The 18,589-nt window shown below is 41.3% G+C and carries 8 protein-coding genes; 6 read left to right on the top strand and 2 right to left on the bottom strand.

The window, feature by feature from the left end:
* Positions 1-215: 215 nt before the first annotated feature.
* Together FLJC2902T_RS09905 and gcvP are read right to left on the bottom strand one after the other, a co-directional pair.
* Positions 216-1,274: a 3-oxoacyl-ACP synthase III family protein gene (locus FLJC2902T_RS09905; RefSeq protein ID WP_023579650.1), complete on the bottom strand. Its 1,059-nt coding sequence runs from the start codon at positions 1,272-1,274 to the stop codon at positions 216-218.
* 234 nt (positions 1,275-1,508) lie between these two features.
* Positions 1,509-4,358: an aminomethyl-transferring glycine dehydrogenase gene (gene gcvP / locus FLJC2902T_RS09900; RefSeq protein ID WP_023579649.1), complete on the bottom strand. Its 2,850-nt coding sequence runs from the start codon at positions 4,356-4,358 to the stop codon at positions 1,509-1,511.
* Positions 4,359-4,547: 189 nt separating this feature from the next.
* Between gcvP and FLJC2902T_RS09895 the strand changes: the two genes are divergently transcribed.
* The 6 genes from FLJC2902T_RS09895 to FLJC2902T_RS09870 all read left to right on the top strand — a co-directional run bounded on the left by FLJC2902T_RS09895 (position 4,548) and on the right by FLJC2902T_RS09870 (position 18,448).
* Positions 4,548-5,369 (top strand): hypothetical protein, encoded by an 822-nt coding sequence (locus tag FLJC2902T_RS09895; protein WP_035678229.1) that lies wholly within the window; start codon positions 4,548-4,550, stop codon positions 5,367-5,369.
* 146 nt (positions 5,370-5,515) lie between these two features.
* Complete coding sequence (locus FLJC2902T_RS09890; RefSeq protein WP_023579647.1) at positions 5,516-12,013, top strand: Ig-like domain-containing protein; 6,498 nt, start codon at positions 5,516-5,518, stop codon at positions 12,011-12,013.
* 190 nt (positions 12,014-12,203) lie between these two features.
* Positions 12,204-13,595: a Gfo/Idh/MocA family protein gene (locus tag FLJC2902T_RS09885; RefSeq protein ID WP_023579646.1), complete on the top strand. Its 1,392-nt coding sequence runs from the start codon at positions 12,204-12,206 to the stop codon at positions 13,593-13,595.
* Positions 13,543-14,502, top strand: coding sequence for a nucleotidyltransferase family protein (locus tag FLJC2902T_RS09880; protein ID WP_051364360.1), 960 nt, complete (start codon positions 13,543-13,545; stop codon positions 14,500-14,502). The genes FLJC2902T_RS09885 and FLJC2902T_RS09880 overlap by 53 nt, the downstream gene beginning before the upstream one ends.
* A 1-nt stretch (position 14,503) precedes the next feature.
* Positions 14,504-15,544, top strand: a complete 1,041-nt coding sequence (locus FLJC2902T_RS09875; RefSeq protein WP_023579644.1) for a phosphotransferase enzyme family protein — start codon at positions 14,504-14,506, stop codon at positions 15,542-15,544.
* Positions 15,545-15,826: 282 nt separating this feature from the next.
* A complete protein-coding gene (locus FLJC2902T_RS09870) occupies positions 15,827-18,448 on the top strand; it encodes a T9SS type A sorting domain-containing protein (protein ID WP_023579643.1) in 2,622 nt (873 codons plus the stop codon).
* Positions 18,449-18,589 lie beyond the last annotated feature (141 nt).

The raw sequence follows: 18,589 nt of genomic DNA, 5'->3' as shown, positions 1-18,589 counted from the left end.
TATACTTGTGTCTAAAAAACCTGCTCTGCAAAGCCAGGAGAATTTGCGTGCTCATTTCCAGAACAAAAATAATAAGCTACAACTTAACGCTGTAGCTTTTCTTTTAATTGATTAGTTCGTACTGTTGTAAACTTTATTGCTCAAAGTCGGGAGACTTTGAACGGCGGGAAGACTTTTTCATAGCGGGCTAACTACTATCGACTAACCACTAATGACTAACACCTATACACAAACGCATTAATGTTCATACCCGCTCCCACCGAAGCGAAAATAACCACATCGCCTTTATGCAATTCCTGATTTTCAATTTTACCTTTCAGGATCAGATCGTATAAGGTTGGGATTGTCGCCACGCTGCTGTTTCCTAGTTTCTTGATATTCATCGGCATTACGTTTTCAGGCGGTGTATGTTTGTATAATTTGAAAAAGCGTTGTACAATGGCCTCGTCCATTTTCTCATTCGCCTGATGAATCAGGATTTTTTTAAGATCGGAAATCGGAATGCCGCTGTTGTCCAGGCAGGTTTTCATGGCAAGCGGAACCTGACTCAGGGCAAACTCATATATTTTTCTGCCGTACATTTTAAGGTAACGTATGTCGGGATTATGATCTACGTTATAGGATTTTCCAAAGAACAAAAACTCACTTTCTTCATAAGTAAACGAGGCGGTTTCGTGCGACAGAAAGCCACCTTCTTCCTCGGTTAGCTCAAGAACGGTTGCCCCAGCACCATCAGAATAAATCATACTGTCCCGATCGTGCACATCGACCACGCGGGAAAGAGTTTCGGCACCAACCACCAGACATTTTTTGGCCATGCCTGCCTTGATAAAAGCCTGTGCCTGAATCATGCCCTCAATCCAGCCCGGACAGCCAAACATAACATCGTATGCCACACATTTAGGGTTTCTGATTTTCAGGTTGTGCTTTACCCGGGAAGCAATGCTGGGTACGGTATCCGATTGGATGGCACCGTGTTTCACATCTCCAAAATTATGGGCAACAATAATATAGTCTAAGGTTTCCGGATCAACTTTTGAATCTTCTATCGCTTTTTCGGCGGCAAAGAAAGCAATGTCCGAAGTGGTTAAGTTATTCTCAACATAACGGCGTTCTTCTATTCCGGTAATGTCTTTGAATTTTTCTGCGATTACATCATTCGGCACGGCATAAGTGGAGCCGTCTTCATTCAGGAATTGATGTCTTTCAAAATCGGTATTGGTAACAATTTGGGTCGGGATGTAGCTTCCTGAGCCCGTTATTTTTATAGCCATGACGTAGGTTTCAATCCTACTAAGTTAGTTATTCTAAATCGGGATATATTTAAAAAAAATAATTTTTAAGGTATTTTTGTGAAAATGTTATGATAATGTCAGGAAAATTGTAAAAAGTGTTTTTATTTTCTTTTTTGGTGCGAAAAATGTATTGATATTTTACAAAAAAATAACCCTTCCGTTTCCGAAAGGGTTACTGTTGGCTTCTGCCTATTGCCTATTGGCTTTCTTTTTTTAGCTTTCCATATACGCTTCAATCGGTGCGCAAGAACAAACCAGGTTTCTGTCTCCATAAGCATCATCTACACGACGAACGGATGGCCAGAATTTGTTGTCGGCAATGTATTCCAACGGATAAGCCGCTTTTTCTCTTGAATATGGGAAATCCCAACGCTCAGCAGTCAACATCGCTAACGTGTGCGGTGAGTTTTTCAACGGATTGTTAGTGTCTTCTACAGATGCTTCCGCGATTTCTTTTCGGATGGAAATCAATGCGTCACAGAAACGGTCTAATTCTGCTAAATCTTCAGATTCAGTAGGCTCAACCATTAAAGTGCCTGCTACCGGGAACGATACGGTTGGTGCGTGGAAACCGTAATCCATTAAACGTTTTGCAATATCGGTAACTTCGATTCCGTTTTGTTTGAATTCACGACAATCTAAAATCATTTCGTGAGCCGCACGACCCATTTCTCCTGAATAAAGGATAGGGAAGTGACCTTCGAAACGCGCTTTCATGTAGTTAGCATTTAAGATCGCATGCTCAGTAGCCGAACGTAAACCTTCAGCACCTAACATACAGATGTAACCGTAAGAAATCAAACATACCAAAGCAGAACCGTAAGGCGCAGCAGAGATAGCAGAGATAGCATCTTTACCGCCAGTAGCCACTACCGGGTTAGTTGGTAAGAAGTCAACCAATTTCTCGTTCACACAGATTGGTCCAACTCCAGGTCCGCCACCACCGTGAGGGATTGCGAATGTTTTGTGTAAGTTCAGGTGGCAAACGTCTGCACCAATAGTAGCAGGATTTGTTAATCCAACCTGTGCGTTCATGTTTGCACCGTCCATATATACTAATCCGCCGTTATCGTGGATTAATTTAGTGATTTCAATGATAGATGATTCGTAAACCCCGTGAGTAGAAGGGTATGTTACCATCAAACAAGATAAATCGTCTTTGTGCTCGATAGCTCTTGCTCTTAAATCTTCTACGTCGATGTTTCCTTCCGGAGTGGTTTTGGTTACGATGATTTTCATTCCCGCCATCGCAGCTGAAGCCGGGTTGGTTCCGTGAGCAGAAGATGGGATCAAACATACGTTACGGTGTCCTTCGCCACGAGAGATGTGGTAAGCGCGAATCGCCATCAAACCGGCATATTCCCCTTGAGCACCTGAGTTTGGTTGTAATGAAGTTCCCTGGAAACCTGTAACTACATTCAACTGTTGCTCTAATTTTTTCAACATTGTTAAGTATCCTTGAACCTGATCTGCCGGAGCAAACGGGTGGATGCTGTTCCAGTTTGGCATTGAAAGTGGTAACATTTCAGCAGCCGCGTTCAATTTCATCGTACAAGAACCTAAAGAAATCATAGAGTGGTTCAATGATAAATCTTTACGCTCTAATTTTTTGATATAACGCATCAATTGGCTTTCCGAATGATGGTTGTTGAATACCTCGTGTTGTAAGAACGATGAGGTACGGATTAATTTTTCCGGTAAGTGTGCCTCAGTAGCCAATTCCGAAACATGAACCGCTGATTTTCCGGCCGCTTCTGCGAAAATGGCAACAATCGTATTGATGTCTGAAATTGAAGTCGTTTCGTTGAAAGAGATGGAAACGCTTTCGTTGTTCGGATAGAAGAAGTTTACTTCGTTTTTCTCAGCAATCGCTCTTACTTTAGCAGCATCGGCTTTCACTAAAAGCGTATCGAAGAACGCCGAGTTCACTTGGTTTACACCGATTGAAGATAGTGCTTTTGCAGTTGTAACCGCCGAAGCATGAACTTTATCAGCGATGTATTGTAATCCTTTCGGACCGTGGTATACAGCATACATTCCGGCCATAACAGCTAACAATACCTGTGCGGTACAGATGTTAGAAGTCGCTTTTTCACGTTTGATGTGCTGCTCACGAGTACCCAATGCCATACGTAAGGCACGGTTTCCGTTTACGTCGATAGAAACTCCAATAATTCTACCGGGCATCGAACGTTTGTACTCTTCTTTAGTAGCGAAGAAACCTGCGTGAGGACCTCCGTAACCCATTGGAATACCGAAACGCTGCGTAGTACCAACTACTACAGCCGCTCCTAATTCTCCCGGAGAAGTTAGTTTTACTAAAGACAAGATATCAGCAGCAACCGCTACTTTAATTTCTTTTGATTTTGCGGTGTTGATGAAACCTGCGTAATCGAAAACCTGTCCGTATTTACCAGGATATTGTAACATTGCTCCGAAGAAATCTTCTGAAAAATCAAAAGTTTCATGATTACCAACAACTAACTCAATGTTTAAAGGAGTTGATCGTGTTTGTAAAATCGATAAAGTCTGCGGTAAAATTTCTTCAGAAACGAAGAATTTATTGATGTTGTTTTTCTTTTGGTCGCGCGTTCTTACGTCAAAAAGTAACGTCATTGCTTCAGCAGCAGCAGTACCTTCGTCCAATAAGGAAGCGTTAGCAATCTCCATTCCAGTTAATTCGATAATCGTAGTCTGGTAGTTCAATAAAGCCTCTAAACGGCCTTGCGCGATTTCAGCCTGATACGGAGTATAAGCCGTGTACCATCCCGGGTTTTCGAAAATATTTCTTTGGATAACCGGCGGAACGATAGCAGGGTGATAGCCCAAACCGATATACGATTTGAATACTTTATTTTTTGCGCCTAACTGTGTCACATGAGTTAAATACTCATATTCGGTCATGGCAGGGTCTAATTGTAAATCTTGTTTCAAACGGATTCCGTCCGGAAAAGTTTCATAAAGTAGTTGCGTCATGTCCTTTACACCAATGGTTTTGAACATGTGTTGCAGGTCTGATTCTCTCGGACCGATGTGTCTTAAAGCAAATGCATCTGTTTTCATCAGTTATCTGTACTGTTTGTTTAAGCGCTTGAGTGTTTTACCACTTCAAACAAAAAAAAATGAGTTGTGTTTTTTACGAGCACAAAAATAATTATTAATATCCTAATAATCTTGTTTTTTAACCTCAATTTTATACAGAATTGTCAACCGAAAATCACACTTATTAACAGATTGATTACTTTTGTAAGGATGCAATTACTCAAGCGAATACTGTCCTTTTATATCAGCGCAAGCATTCATGTGGCTTTGTCCGTGTATGCCCTGATTCGGATGACCTTTCATTTCTTTCATATTGCTTATGATGAGCCGATGATTTTATTTGCGTTTTTCGGAACTATCGTAGGGTATAATTTTGTGAAATATGAAGCATTGGTTCGGGCTGAAAAAGTAAGATGGAGCAGGCAACTGAAAGGAATCGTTGTAGTGAGTGTTGTTTCTTTCGCGGTTGCAGGATATTATTTTTTTCATCTCGAACGAATAACGCAACTGGTAGCGATTGGTTTTTTGGCACTGACACTGCTTTATACGTTGCCGGTTTTCCCGAAGATTGGCAATGCACGCAATTGGGCGGGCGTAAAAATTTATATCGTAGCTTTTTGTTGGGCGGGGATTACGCTTTTTCTTCCGATACTAAACGCCGGTTTGACGCTTTCTCATGATGTCTGGTTGAAGTTCTGTCAGCGTTTTTTGCTGATTATCATTCTGATATTGATTTTCGAAATTATCGATTTGAAGAACGATGATTTGTCGTTGCAGACTGTTCCGCAGAAATTAGGCGTTGCAAAAACTAAAATCCTCAATCTGTTTTTATTGATACCCTTTTACTTCCTTGAATTTTTAAAATCCGATTTTCAGGTACAACAACTTTGGATTAATCTGGTTTTGGTTGTCGTTATTGCGCTTTTTACTGTTTTCTCCAGTCCGAAGCGCTCGAACTATTACACCGATTTCTGGGTGGAGAGCATACCGATTTTCTGGTGGTTTATGGTTTTTTATGCGGAAAATATGTAAGATATTTACATTTGTTTTTTCTCACAAATTGTTGTTATTGGTTTTAAAAAATTTAAATTTGTTAAAATATGTGATTCGCAATATTTTTTGTGTTTTTTAGAACACTATATCGATATATTTGGAAATTATTAACAAATTTCTATTATATGGTGAATTTTTACAATTTAAAAAGAAGTTCGTTCAATCGAGCTTCAACTGTATTACGGGGATGGCATGAGAACAGATCTGAAAGGAGAAATAATCCTTTAGGTTTGTTGGTCATGCTTTTCTTTACGATGTTGTACGGCTTGCAGGTTAGTGCCCAGACAACGTATTATTCCAAAGCATCGGCAACGGATTTCAACGATGTGAATAGTTGGGGAACTGCAACTGACGGAACTGGAACTGCTCCGGCTTCTGTAAGTAATGCGGACGATTTTATCATTCAGAATGCATCTGCAATGGTGCTGACAGGTGATGCCTCAGTAAGGAAACTGACCCTGACATCAGGTAGTTTAACGGTGTCTTCGAATATGCTTACGGTTAGTATTGCTTCGGCAAATAACTCTACCTTTTTGGTAAATGGCGGGACTTTTAATTTGTCCGGAACAGGAACTGTTCTTTTGAATGGAAATTTTTTAATGTCTTCAGGGGCATTTAATCAATCCGGCGGGGTGTTTTCGGTTGACGGAAATAATAACAACACTGTTGTAGGGTCTGTCGCTTCCGGAACACACCTCTTCTCAATTTCGGGAGGAACACCTAGTTGTACGGCTGGGTCAATTACAGTAATAGATCCGCATGTCAACACTTATGCGACAGGAAGTGGTACCAATCGATCGGTTAGTATTGGTTTGGCGGCTTCTGTAAATTATTTTAGCGGGACTCACACATTTATTTTTGGTGATGGGACCAGCACGACAGCAGGGAATAATGATGGTTTTTCTTTAGAAACGTATGCTTCAGGATATGCTCCAGTTCAAAACGTAATTGTGAACGGCGGTAACACGACCGGACGATGGTTGAGTGCCTCAATTAACAATTCAACTTCATATGGTTGTCATATCAAAGGAAACCTGACGATTAATGCAAATTGTGATTTCAGACAAAGCTATACTTCCGGGTTATTGGCTGTTGGTGGTAACATTGTCAATAACGGGACAATGACGGTTCAGGGGTCTTCCTCAACATCAGCATTGGTTTTAGGTACGAACAGTGCTTTTACAGTTGCAAACAGTCAAACCGTTTCAGGGACTGGTGTTTTTGTAAACTCTTTGACTACTCCAACTGCAAATTTCTCCAGTTTGACAATCAATAATCCTATTGTGGGAGGTGTTACATTACCGGGGACCGCTAATATCGCGACACAACCTTCAAATTCCATATCGGTTAGTGGGACTTTAACGCTAACAGCGGGAAGAGTCAGTACTTCGGGAGGTGCAAGCGTTGTTTTGGGTAACGCATCTCCTTCTGCTGGTACATTAAGTTATACAGCAGGTGGATTTACTTCCGGTACCGTTTTCGGAAGATGGTTTACGGCTACCGGTACCGGTACTTCGTTTACTTCGGGAGCTGATGCCACTACTGCCACAAGCAGGTATCCTTTTATAGATTCCTTCGGCCAGGGACGTTCTGCCTGGATTGAACGTGTAACCCCAACGGCGGCGGCGGGAGTATTGGGAGTTGCATATAATAACGTCGCAGGAACAACCTCAGGGGCTTATACAGACGGAGCAACAGTCCTGGATACAAAAGCAAATGATTTTTGGACGGTTTCTGCATTGGCGGGTACTCCCACAAGTGTGGCGTCCTTTAAAATTCAAATGGTGGCACCCGGACTTTTCGGAGGAGCTTTGATGACGGCAAGTACACGGGTAATAAAAACCGATGATACTTTTGTAGGAACGCATGAAGCCGGGACAACTACTCCCGGAGGTCACAGAATCGGGTTGACACCGACAGATTTAGTGACCGGATCTTATACGTTGGCTACTATTATTGCAGATATTCCGTTCTCTTCGATCGTATCCGGAGATTGGAATACGGCTTCAACATGGAATAAAGGGACGGTTCCTACTTGTACGGATCCGGTAACTGTCGCTGCGGGAACCACGGTGACTTCCAACTCTGCCGGTAATGTTGCGAAAAATGTAACGATTAGTTCTGGAGGTACTTTGGTTAATGCTTCGGGAGACCTAACAGTAGGTTGTACATTAAATAATAACTTTCTAATCAATAACGGTACTTTAACCGTTTCTGGCGGAACATTGAACATCAATGGAAATTTAATGAACAATGGCGGATCAACTTTTAATCAATCTTCAGGAAATATTATTGTGGATGGTAGTGACGGGACTACGGCAAATAGTGTTACCACAGGAACTCCGTTGGTACGTGTAACGGCATCTGCTGTAGCTAACTTAAATTGGACCGGAGGAACTTTAACAATTGTTGATCCTCACTTCGGGGCGTCAACATCTGATTATGCATTGTCAATATCCCAAGGGGGTGCGGCAAATGCAGCGAGTACAAGTCACACCGTTAAATTCGGAAATGGCGTTTCAACAACTGCGGGAGGGCACGCCAATGGTTTCTATGCTTATCTGTTCCCGGGATCATATTATTATTCGCTGGGGAATATGATTGTTGATGCAAATACAGGTACAAACAGACTTGTAAAATATACTTCTGCCTTTGGTGTTTTAGGCGATTTGACAATTGCTTCCGGTGTATTTGAAACGAATTCAACTTCAACACTATATGTTGCAGGGAATGTCGTAAATAATGGAACCCTTACCAATTTGGGAACCATCCAGATGGCCAGATGGACAAACGGGGCAGCTTCGGCAAGTACAAACGCACAAGCTATTTCAGGTTCGGGAGTATTTCAGAATTTAGCTGCTTCTCCAACAGCAAACCTGACATCATTAGTGGTAAATAATTCCAATGTTTCGGGTGTCACTTTAAATGTGCCATTGTCTGTAAGCGGGACTTTAACGCTGACTCAAGGCTTTGTTACTACCTCCAATGTTAATTTATTGACTTTAGGAACAACGGCAGCTGCCGGAGTACTTTCGGGAGGTTCTGCTACGGCTTATGTGAAAGGGCCGTTCTCAAGAACCATCGCTTCAGGGAATGCCAATACAAACTATATTTTATATCCGGTAGGTAAAACGGCTTACAATCCCGTTTCGATAGCACCGGCTACTACTGCTGTATCTGTTATGAAAGCAGAAGCTTTCGATACAAATACCGGATCGGTAGACGCATCCATTACGTCATTATCGGCTAAAAGATGGGAAGCACCTTTGCTAAGTGGGACAGTTACAAATGTCAATGTTAGACTTGGTGATTCCGGAATTTCTGCTGTGAATATTCCTGTACAGGCGCCAAGTGCAGCAGGAATCTATACAAATGCTTTCGGATCTACTGCAACTTATGCGGCAGGTACTCCAAACACCACAACTTCTAATGCAGCTGTTGCTTCGGGTAGTTATACGGGATATCTGGCTTATGCAGTTTCCAATGCATGTTCCGGAACTCCGGCACCAGGGGCTACTACGGCTTCAGGTACTACAATTTGTTCGGGTGGTTCAGTGACTTTAGGTATCACAACGGTTCCTTCAGGTTCAGGAGTAACGTATCAGTGGCAAAGTTCCCCGGATGGAATATCATACACTGACATCGCAACAGCAACCAATACAACTTATGTTGCTTCACCTGCATCGGCTACATATTATCAATGTGTGGTAACGTGTTCGACCGGACCGGTTTCCGGGACATCTACACCTGTTCACATCACATTTACAAACAATATTACAGGAACAACTCCAGGAACGAGATGTGGCGCGGGTACGGTGAATCTGGCAGCAGCGGCTTCTTCGGGAACGGCTACGTGGTATGATGCGGCGACCGGAGGGAATTTGGTTGGAACAGGTCCGTCTTTTACGACTCCTTCCATTGCGTCAAATGCAACGTATTATGTTGCAGCTGAAACTCCTGTGGCAGGAAATGTAACAATTGGACTGGGGACCTCATTAACAGGGGCAACATCTCAGCCAACAGCATTCTGTAACAGATGGCCGAATTACTGGAGTCAGACTATTTATACTGCAGCGGAGTTAACTGCAGCGGGTTTAAGGGCTGGTGATATTACTTCAATGGCCTATAACATTTCAACACAGGGTGATGCTCCAACTAACGCCAACTTTACTGTTAAGATAGGGACAACTGCCGGATCGTCTTTCGCAAGTACAGCATTCTTGTCTACAGCTTCTTATACAACGGTGTACGGACCTTCTACCTACACACACACAGCATCAGGCTGGCAGGTAATCAATTTTTCAACTCCTTTTGTATGGGACGGGGTTTCCAATATTGTTATTAACGTTACCCATGATGGCGCAGATGCCGTAAATAATTCTCAAACCTATTATACAACAACGTCTGATAATAAGGTGCTTTGGGTTAACAGTTATACAGGATCAACTACTGCAGGCTCAACTTCTTTAAACAGGATTAATGTAATGTTTGGAGGTCAGGTGCCTTGTTCATCACCTAGAGTTGCGGTTCAGGCAACGGTAAATACTGCTCCAACATTTGCACTGAGTACTAATGCAACAGCTGTTTGTAATGGTTCTTCATCATCGGCAATTACAATTTCTTCCGGAGCTGCCGATTATGATACTTATGTATGGTCTCCTGCTACAGGAGTTACGGGTAATGCCGGTTCGGGATGGATTTTCAGTCCGACTGCCACGACAACGTATACTTTAACCGCTTCACAAAGTTCAGGTAGTTTATGTGTTAACACTGCAGCGGTAAATGTTACCGTAAATCCGGTGCCATCAGCAGTGACGGTTTTGCCTTCACCGGTAACAGTTTGTGAAGGTGTCGTGCAAGCATTGGTTGCTTCAGGAGGTACAATCGGGTCTTCAGGAAGTTCAGCAATCGGTACGGCTACTACGTTAACAGGTGCAACATCTCAGCCAACAGCATTCTGTAACCGATTCGAGCATTATTGGTCTCAAATGGTATTCACAGCTGCCGAGTTAACCGCTGCCGGGGTGCAGGCAGGTAATATCAACTCCGTCAAATTTAATATTTCAACACTTGGAGATGGTGCTAATGTGAGTAGTTTTAAAATTTATATGGCAAACACGGCAGCGACAACTTTGACAGGTTTCACTACTACAGGTCTGGTACAGGTGTATAGTACAGCTACTTACAACCATAGTGTAGGTGTTAATACGATTGTATTCAATACTCCGTTTGTTTGGGATGGAACGTCTAACGTAATTGTAGATGTCAGACAAACCGGTTTGGATTTGACCAATAATGCCCAAACCTATTATACTGCCACTGCGGATAACAAAACGGTTTATGCGGTAACTTCGACTACATTTGCCAGTTCTGATGCATTTGCAGCTTCAAATCCGAGTGCTACTACAAGTGTAAATCGATTGAATACAACATTTGATTGGTCAAGCAGTGTTCCTACTGTTATGACTTGGTCTCCGCTGACGGATTTATATACTGATGCTGCCGGAACGGTGGCCTATACTGGAACAAATGCTTCCACGGTTTATTTTAAATCGAATACTGTAGGTGCGCATAGTTATACGGCAACTTCTTCTACTGCCAGTACTTGTACAAGTTCGGCTGTGGTTGGGGTTACGGTTAGTGCAAATCGCACTGTTGCTTTAAGTTCAGCTGTTGGTACGGATGCTCAGACAGTATGTGCTGACAATGCGATCACAGCAATTACTTATGCGGTAGGAAATGCATCAAATGCAACTGTATCGGGATTGCCTACCGGTGTTACGGGTTCTTATGCGGCAGGGATTTTAACTATCAGCGGGACGCCAACGGCTGCCGGGACATTCAACTATACCGTTACTCCTGTGGGTTGCGGAACAGCAACAGCTTCCGGTTCGATTGTTGTGAATCAAACAGCGGTGCCAACTGCTTCTTCACAAGTATTCTGTAATAGTGCAACGGTAGCGAATTTAGCGGCTACAGGTACGGCTCTTCAATGGTATGCAGGACCAACGGGAGGTTCGGCTTTATTATCTACAGATGCCTTGGTAACCGGAAGCTATTACGTTACCCAAACGATTTCAGGATGTGAGAGTCCGAGATTGTCGGTTTCGGTAACGGTAAATGTGGTAGGAGCTCCAGCAGGTGCTGCAACTCAGGTAATTTCAGTGCCAGTTCCTACGGATGCTACGATTGAGGATATTGTTGTGACAGGTTCAAATATTATCTGGTATCCTTCAGCGGCTGATGCTTTGGCGGGAACCAATGCACTTGTGGCAGGTACGCAATTGACAAGTGGTTCTGTTTATTATGCAACACAAACCGTGGGAGGTTGTACTAGTGCTTCTTCTTTAGCGGTTACGGTTACCGTGACATTAGGGGTGAAAGATTTCGCGTTAAATAACTTGAAATTATATCCAAACCCTGTTACGGATGTTTTGACTATTGAAAATGGACAAGCTATTTCAGATGTTGAAATTTATAGTATTACCGGGCAAAAAGTTATGGTTAAAACAGTAAATGAACTTTCAACTACCGTTGATATGTCAGGTTTGGCAGGTGGTACTTATTTAATTAAAGTTACCTCTGATGACGCTGTCAAAACTGTTAATGTGATCAAGAAATAAGAATTGTTTTTTTTTGTGTGATACTAAGGGGCTGTCTTTTCGGACAGTCCCTTTTTATTTTGTTGAGGTTTTTTGATGAAAAGATTATGTTTTGAGATGTGAATACCCAAGTGGTTTCTTATAATTAATCGGTTAGAAATTGAGATAATTCCTTTAAAAATACTACTTTAGTAATTGAAAAAAAACAGCCATGACTTATAATTCCAATCGACGTAATTTTATAAAAACAACCGCAATTGCGGGTTTCGGTGCTTTAATCTTACCCAATTCGTTATTTGCATCTGATGAAAAAATCTCCAAAAAAGTCCGTTTGGGTTTTATCGCCACCGGATTCAGAGGGCAGGCACATATGCAGGAAATGCTAAAAAGAGAGGACGTAGAAATTGTCGCTATTGCCGATCCGGATAAACGAATGCTTGCAATGGCGCAAAAACTGGTGGCAAAATACAAGAAACCGGCACCCAAAGAGTTTTCCAATGGGGATTATGATTACAGAAATCTGTTAAAGGAAAAAAATATCGACGCCGTGATAATTTCATCGCCCTGGGAATGGCATAAAGAGCAGGGAATTGATGCGATGCGAGCCGGAAAAATTGTGGGAATGGAAGTCTGTGGCGCCATGAAACTTTCCGAATGTTGGGACTATGTAAAAGCCTACGAAGAAACCAAAGTGCCTATAATGATGCTCGAAAATGTGTGCTACCGTCGCGATGTGATGGCGGTTTTGAATATGGCGAGAAAAGGAATGTTTGGTGAGTTGATTCACGGTCAGGGAGGATACGAACACGATTTGAGAGGCGTACTGTTCAATGACGGCCAAAGCGCGTACAATTCGGGAGTGGAGTTTGGAGAAAAAGGATTCAGCGAAGCCAAATGGAGAACCAATCATTATGTGAATCGTAACGGGGAACTTTATCCGACGCATGGTTTAGGGCCTGTGGCAGTAATGTTCGACATCAACAGAGGAAACCGATTGCTGCGTTTGTCTTCGTTTTCAAGCAAGGCGAGAGGTTTGAATAAATATATAGTGGAACATCCAAAAGGAGGGATAGACCATCCGAATGCCAAAGTGAACTTTAAGCAAGGTGATATCGTCACCACCCAGATACAATGCGCCAACGGTGAAACTATTTTATTAACCCACGACACCAGTCTGCAACGTCCCTATAATTTAGGATTCCGTGTGCAGGGAACAGAAGGTTTGTGGCAGGATTTCGGCAGCGGAGAAAAGAACGAAGGCTTTATCTATTTTGAAAAAGCCATGAAAAAATCCCACCAGTGGGACAATACCGAAAAATGGCTGACCGAACACGACCATCCGTTGTGGCAACGGTATTCGAAAGAGGCTGAAAATTCAGGGCATGGCGGCATGGATTTCTTCGTAGACAATACTTTTATCGAATGCATCAAGCGCAATATCGAGTTTCCGTTAGATGTGTATGATCTGGCCACATGGTACGCCATAACACCATTGAGTGAACTGTCGATTGAGAGCAACGGAGCCGTTCAGGAAATCCCCGATTTTACCAATGGCGCCTGGAAAACCCGTAAACCTGTTTTTGGCTTTGACGGTGCGTTCTAAATCTCCAAAAACAGTCGTAATTTTAGCCGGTGGCTTAGGTTCGAGATACAACGGACTGAAGCAAACCGATGCCTTGTTGCCTACCGGTGAAACGCTTCTTGAATTTTCGATTTTCGATGCCATTCAGGCTGGATTTGACAAATTTGTTTTAATCGTGAATCCGAATATTGCTCAGGAATATATCGAAAGACTGGGGCGAATTGGCATCAAAAAAAAGGTTGAAATGCATTTTGTTCCTCAGGAAATGGATGGTTTTTTACCCGATGAATATATCGATATTGGAAAAGAAAGAAGCAAACCTTGGGGGACAGGGCATGCGGTTCTGACAGCCAAATTGGTGGTGAACGAACCTTTCGTCGTTATCAATGCCGATGATTTTTACGGACGATCATCTTACATGAAAATTCAGGAATCGATTTCTGGCGATGTCATAAAAAATAACCGATATGAAATGATTGCCTTTCCTGTGAATACGACGTTAAGCGAAAACGGACCGGTTTCCAGAGGTGTTTGTACTTTGGATGATCAGCAAAATTTAATTGAGGTCGTCGAGCATACGCGGATAAAAAGACAAGGTTCGCAAATCATATCGGAAACAGAAACAGGCAACGTCGTTTTAAAGGAAAATATTTTGGTTTCTATGAATTTCTGGTGTTTTCATCCTTCGGTTTTCGATTTTCTGCAAGAGGAATTTTTACGGTTTCTGCAACAGTACAATGTCTCCAAATCGGAATTCTATATCCCGGCTGTCGTTCAGCAGCTGATAGGTTCAAATCTGATAAAAGTCAAAGTGCATCAATCGGAATCACAGTGGATGGGGTTGACCTATCCGGATGATAAAGAAGTCTTGAAGGTGTTTCTTTCAGATGAAATTCAAAACGGAAAATATCCCAGCCAGCTTTGGTAGTATGGAAAAGTTTCAGCAAATAGCAGCCCAATTTCTTTCGATACCTGTAGCGGATATTGATGTTGCCGTAATTGAAGTCGGATTAATCAATGCGACTTATCTGATTACAAATAGGAATACCAGCCAAAACTGCATTCTTCAAAAAATAAATACGACGGTTTTTAAGGATGTGAGTGCCTTGGTTCATAATACAAGTAGTGCGGTTGCTGTTTTGCAGCAATCGGATTATCCACTGGAGGTGAGCTCGGTTATTGCAACAAAAGAGGGTGCTCCGATTTTTTATGATGAGGACGGAAATCCCTGGAGAATGTTCACCTATATAGAAAACAGTATTACCTTATCCAAAGCCACAAGTCCGATAATCGCTTTTGAAGCTGCGAAAGCTTTCAGTAAGTTTTATAAGACGATGAACAGTAATGGTTATGTGATTCAACTTCAGGTAGTACTTCCGGATTTCATCAATTTTGAAAAACGAATTACCGATTATAAAAGCGCATTGGAAACTGCCACCGAAGAACGAAAATTAAATGCAGAATCAGCTATACAATTTATAAACGAACATATCGGATTGCCAGATAAGTGGATTGAACTGCAGACAAACAATCAGCTTCCCAAACGCATCATTCACGCCGATCCGAAAATCAGTAATGTGCTCTTTCACCAGGATACAAACGAAGCCATTGCGGTTATCGATTTGGATACGGTTATGGAAGGGACGTTGCTTTATGATTTTGGCGATATGATTCGGTCGTACACCAATACGGCCAACGAAGATGAAATTTCAACCAATGAAACTTTCGATCCGGAACTCTTTATGGCAACCAAGAAAGGTTTTTTATTCTCTCTGGAAACAGTTTTGGAACCTGTTGAAAAGGAAAATCTGGATTATGCTGCCAAAGTGGTGGTGTACATTCAGGCCGTCCGGTTTTTGACCGACTACCTAAACGGCGATACTTATTTTTACATCTCCTATGAAAATCAGAATTTATACCGAACGGTGAATCAGATTAATTTACTGAAAGGGATTTTGGCTTTCTGTTAATAGATTGTATTTTTTTTTTTTTGGAAATTACCAGTTAAATGGATAGTAATAGATAGGGTTTGTTTTTTAATGTTTAATTCTTAACGTACTGTTGTTTTTTTAATTGGATTTCGTTTCTGTTCGTTATTTTCTTATCAAAAAACTATTTTTTTTGGCTTAAAATGTATTTTTTTGAAAACATTGTTATATTGGGGATGTAAAATTCATTTTTTGGGAAATAAATTTCCGCACAATGTTAATTCTCTGTAGATTCGCTATTTAGGATTTAAAAATAAATAGTTTATGAAGAAAAATTACATTGCATTTTGTCCGGAATTGCTTTCCGGTCTTAAGACGGAATTACAAATGAAGGTGGCTTTACTTTTGTTTACGTATTTTGTTGTTTTTAATGTACAAGGTCAGGTTGCGGTGACCGGCGCGGTAACCGGAAATGGGTCTTATGCTACTCTGGGGGCTGCTTTTACAGCAATAGGAACATCACAAACAGGAGCCAATATTAATATTGCCGTATCTGGTAATACTACAGAAAGTGCTATCGTAAATATTGGTGCGGGAAACTGGACATCAGTGACAATCAGTCCGAGTGGAGGTTCATGGACTGTTTCAGGCTCCTTGGCCTCCGAGTTAATTCGATTTAACGGTGCAGATAATGTTACCATAAACGGTTTAAATACGGGAGGGAACGGATTGACAATTACGAATACAAGTACATCTAATACTGATGGGACTTCTACTATTAAATTTTTGGCGGATGCAACTAACAATATCATAACAAATTGTACTGTGTTGGGTTCATGTTCAATGGTTCATACCAATCTTGGAGGTGTGGTATGGTTTAGTGACGGAACAACAACCGGAAATGACGATAATACCATTTCAAATTGTAACATTGGTCCTGCCGGATCAACCCTTCCTTCTAAATTAATTTATGGAAGAGGTATGACTACAAATGCTGCAATTGGGAATAGTGGTATAACTATCACTAATTGTAATTTATATGATTTTTTCTTAACCCCGAGTAGTTTAGGTTGTGCTGCTATTTATGCGACAACAGGGAATTCGGATTGGACGATATCGAACAATAAAATTTACCAGACAGGGACTCGTACTTTTACGGGAGCATCAACAATGACCATGTATGGTATCCTTTGCTCAAATGTAGCTTATGGTAATAATATGCAGATTACCGGCAATATTATTGGGTATGCAAACAGTGCGGGGACCGGAACTTTAACATTAGCAGGAAGCGGTGCTCCAGGGGTTTTTCAGGGTATTTATTTGAATGCATCGCCAAGTGCTGTCAATACATGCAATATAAATAACAATACGATTTCTGATATTTCATTGACATCTTCCGCAGGGGGATCTGTAAATGTATTTTACGGCATTAATAATCTTACAACGGCAACTTCCAATACAATTAATGTTAATGGGAATACAGTCAGAAATATAGTAACGAATACTACTTCGGGTATAATGCATCCTATTTTTGCGGGCTCAGCGACAACATTAAATTGCAGTAATAATACAATTAATAATATCTCCAGAACCGGAGCCGGAATTTTATATGGTATTAGTTATGCTTCATCAACAACAGTGACATTTAATGCTAATACGATTTCAAATTTAAGTTCAACGAGTGCATCCAGTACCGCTTCTGTCTCTGGAATTTATTCGGCGAATTCTCCTCAAAACGAGATATTCACCAATAATGTGCTTAGTAATTTCAGCTCTTTGTCAACTGCTGCTCAATCGATTTATGGTATTTATAATCAGACAGCTAATCTTGGGAATAAAACGTTTCAAAATAATAGTTTTACTAATTTTTCTCTTCCAAATACGGGTGCAGGATCAATTTATGGGATCAGAATGGCTGCTGGCGGTACTCTTAATGAAGTTTCCGGTAATACTGTAAGTTCGTTTTCAGGAGGAACCAACATCTATGGTATTAGTGTAGCGGCAGGAACGACCAACAATGTTTACAAAAATAAAGTGTACGGATTAAGTTCTTCAGTAGCATCGCCTTCTGTGAGCGGTATCAGTATTTCAGGAGGAACTACCAATAATATTTATAATAATATTATTGGAGATTTAACTGCGCCGTCCGCCAATGCGGCGAATCCGTTAAACGGTATTTATATTTCGGGAGGCTCTACTGCTAATGTTTACTATAATACTGTCCGTTTAAATGCTAACAGTGTTGGAGCCTTATTCGGTTCAAGTGCGGTTTATGCTGTGACTGGTACTACTGTTGACTTCAGAAATAATATTTTTACTAATGAATCAACGGCTGCAGGAGCTGGTTTGGCTGCTGCTTACAGAAGGTCTTCAACGACACTTACATCATATGCTTCCGCTTCTAATAATAACTTATTCTACGGAAGTACAATTTTTACAGACGGAACAAATACAGATGCAACTCTTGCAGTATATCAAGCAAGAGTGAGTACAAGAGATGTTGCTTCTGTTTCTGTACTTCCTGCTTTTACGAGTACTACAGGTTCCAATCCACAGTTTCTTCATATTGATACTACAGTTGCTACGCCCATCGAAGGAGGAGGTACTCCGATTGTAGGTTGTACGAATGATTATGATGGTGATGTGAGAAATGCAACAACTCCGGATATAGGTGCAGATGAGTTTACTACAGTGTTGGGGGTTAGTGATTTTGCTTTGTCAAGCCTGAAAGTTTATCCAAACCCGGTTAACGATGTTTTGCAGATTGAAAATTCTCAGTTCATGACTGCTATTGAAATGTATAACATTGAAGGGCGCAAAGTGATTTCTAAATCGGTAAATTCAATGACTGCGTCAATTCCAATGTCGGAATTTGCAGTTGGAGCTTATTTTGTGGTAATCACTTCCGATAATGCTGTTAAAACAGTGAAGGTTGTTAAAAGATAGTTTTTTTAAGTTTTAAGTTTTGAAAAGGGTCGTCTGAAAAGGCGGCCTTTTTTTGTTTGTGTTGTTTGAAAATTAGTTGTTCTTCGTGATATTATTAGTGATGTTGGTCGATGTTTGGTTTTTTGATATAAAACGGATGTT

It is taken from the genome of Flavobacterium limnosediminis JC2902, assembly GCF_000498535.1.
Classification (GTDB): Bacteria; Bacteroidota; Bacteroidia; order Flavobacteriales; family Flavobacteriaceae; genus Flavobacterium; species Flavobacterium limnosediminis.
This window is presented reverse-complemented; position numbering and strand designations above follow the sequence as displayed.

Excerpts from the sequence above, each read along its gene's own strand:
- FLJC2902T_RS09905 (WP_023579650.1), bottom strand. The coding sequence starts at position 1,274 with ATGGCTATAAAAATAACGGGCTCAGGAAGCTACATCCCGACCCAAATT.
- gcvP (WP_023579649.1), bottom strand. The coding sequence starts at position 4,358 with ATGAAAACAGATGCATTTGCTTTAAGACACATCGGTCCGAGAGAATCA.
- FLJC2902T_RS09895 (WP_035678229.1), top strand. The coding sequence starts at position 4,548 with ATGCAATTACTCAAGCGAATACTGTCCTTTTATATCAGCGCAAGCATT.
- FLJC2902T_RS09890 (WP_023579647.1), top strand. The coding sequence starts at position 5,516 with ATGGTGAATTTTTACAATTTAAAAAGAAGTTCGTTCAATCGAGCTTCA.
- FLJC2902T_RS09885 (WP_023579646.1), top strand. The coding sequence starts at position 12,204 with ATGACTTATAATTCCAATCGACGTAATTTTATAAAAACAACCGCAATT.
- FLJC2902T_RS09880 (WP_051364360.1), top strand. The coding sequence starts at position 13,543 with ATGGCGCCTGGAAAACCCGTAAACCTGTTTTTGGCTTTGACGGTGCGT.
- FLJC2902T_RS09875 (WP_023579644.1), top strand. The coding sequence starts at position 14,504 with ATGGAAAAGTTTCAGCAAATAGCAGCCCAATTTCTTTCGATACCTGTA.
- FLJC2902T_RS09870 (WP_023579643.1), top strand. The coding sequence starts at position 15,827 with ATGAAGAAAAATTACATTGCATTTTGTCCGGAATTGCTTTCCGGTCTT.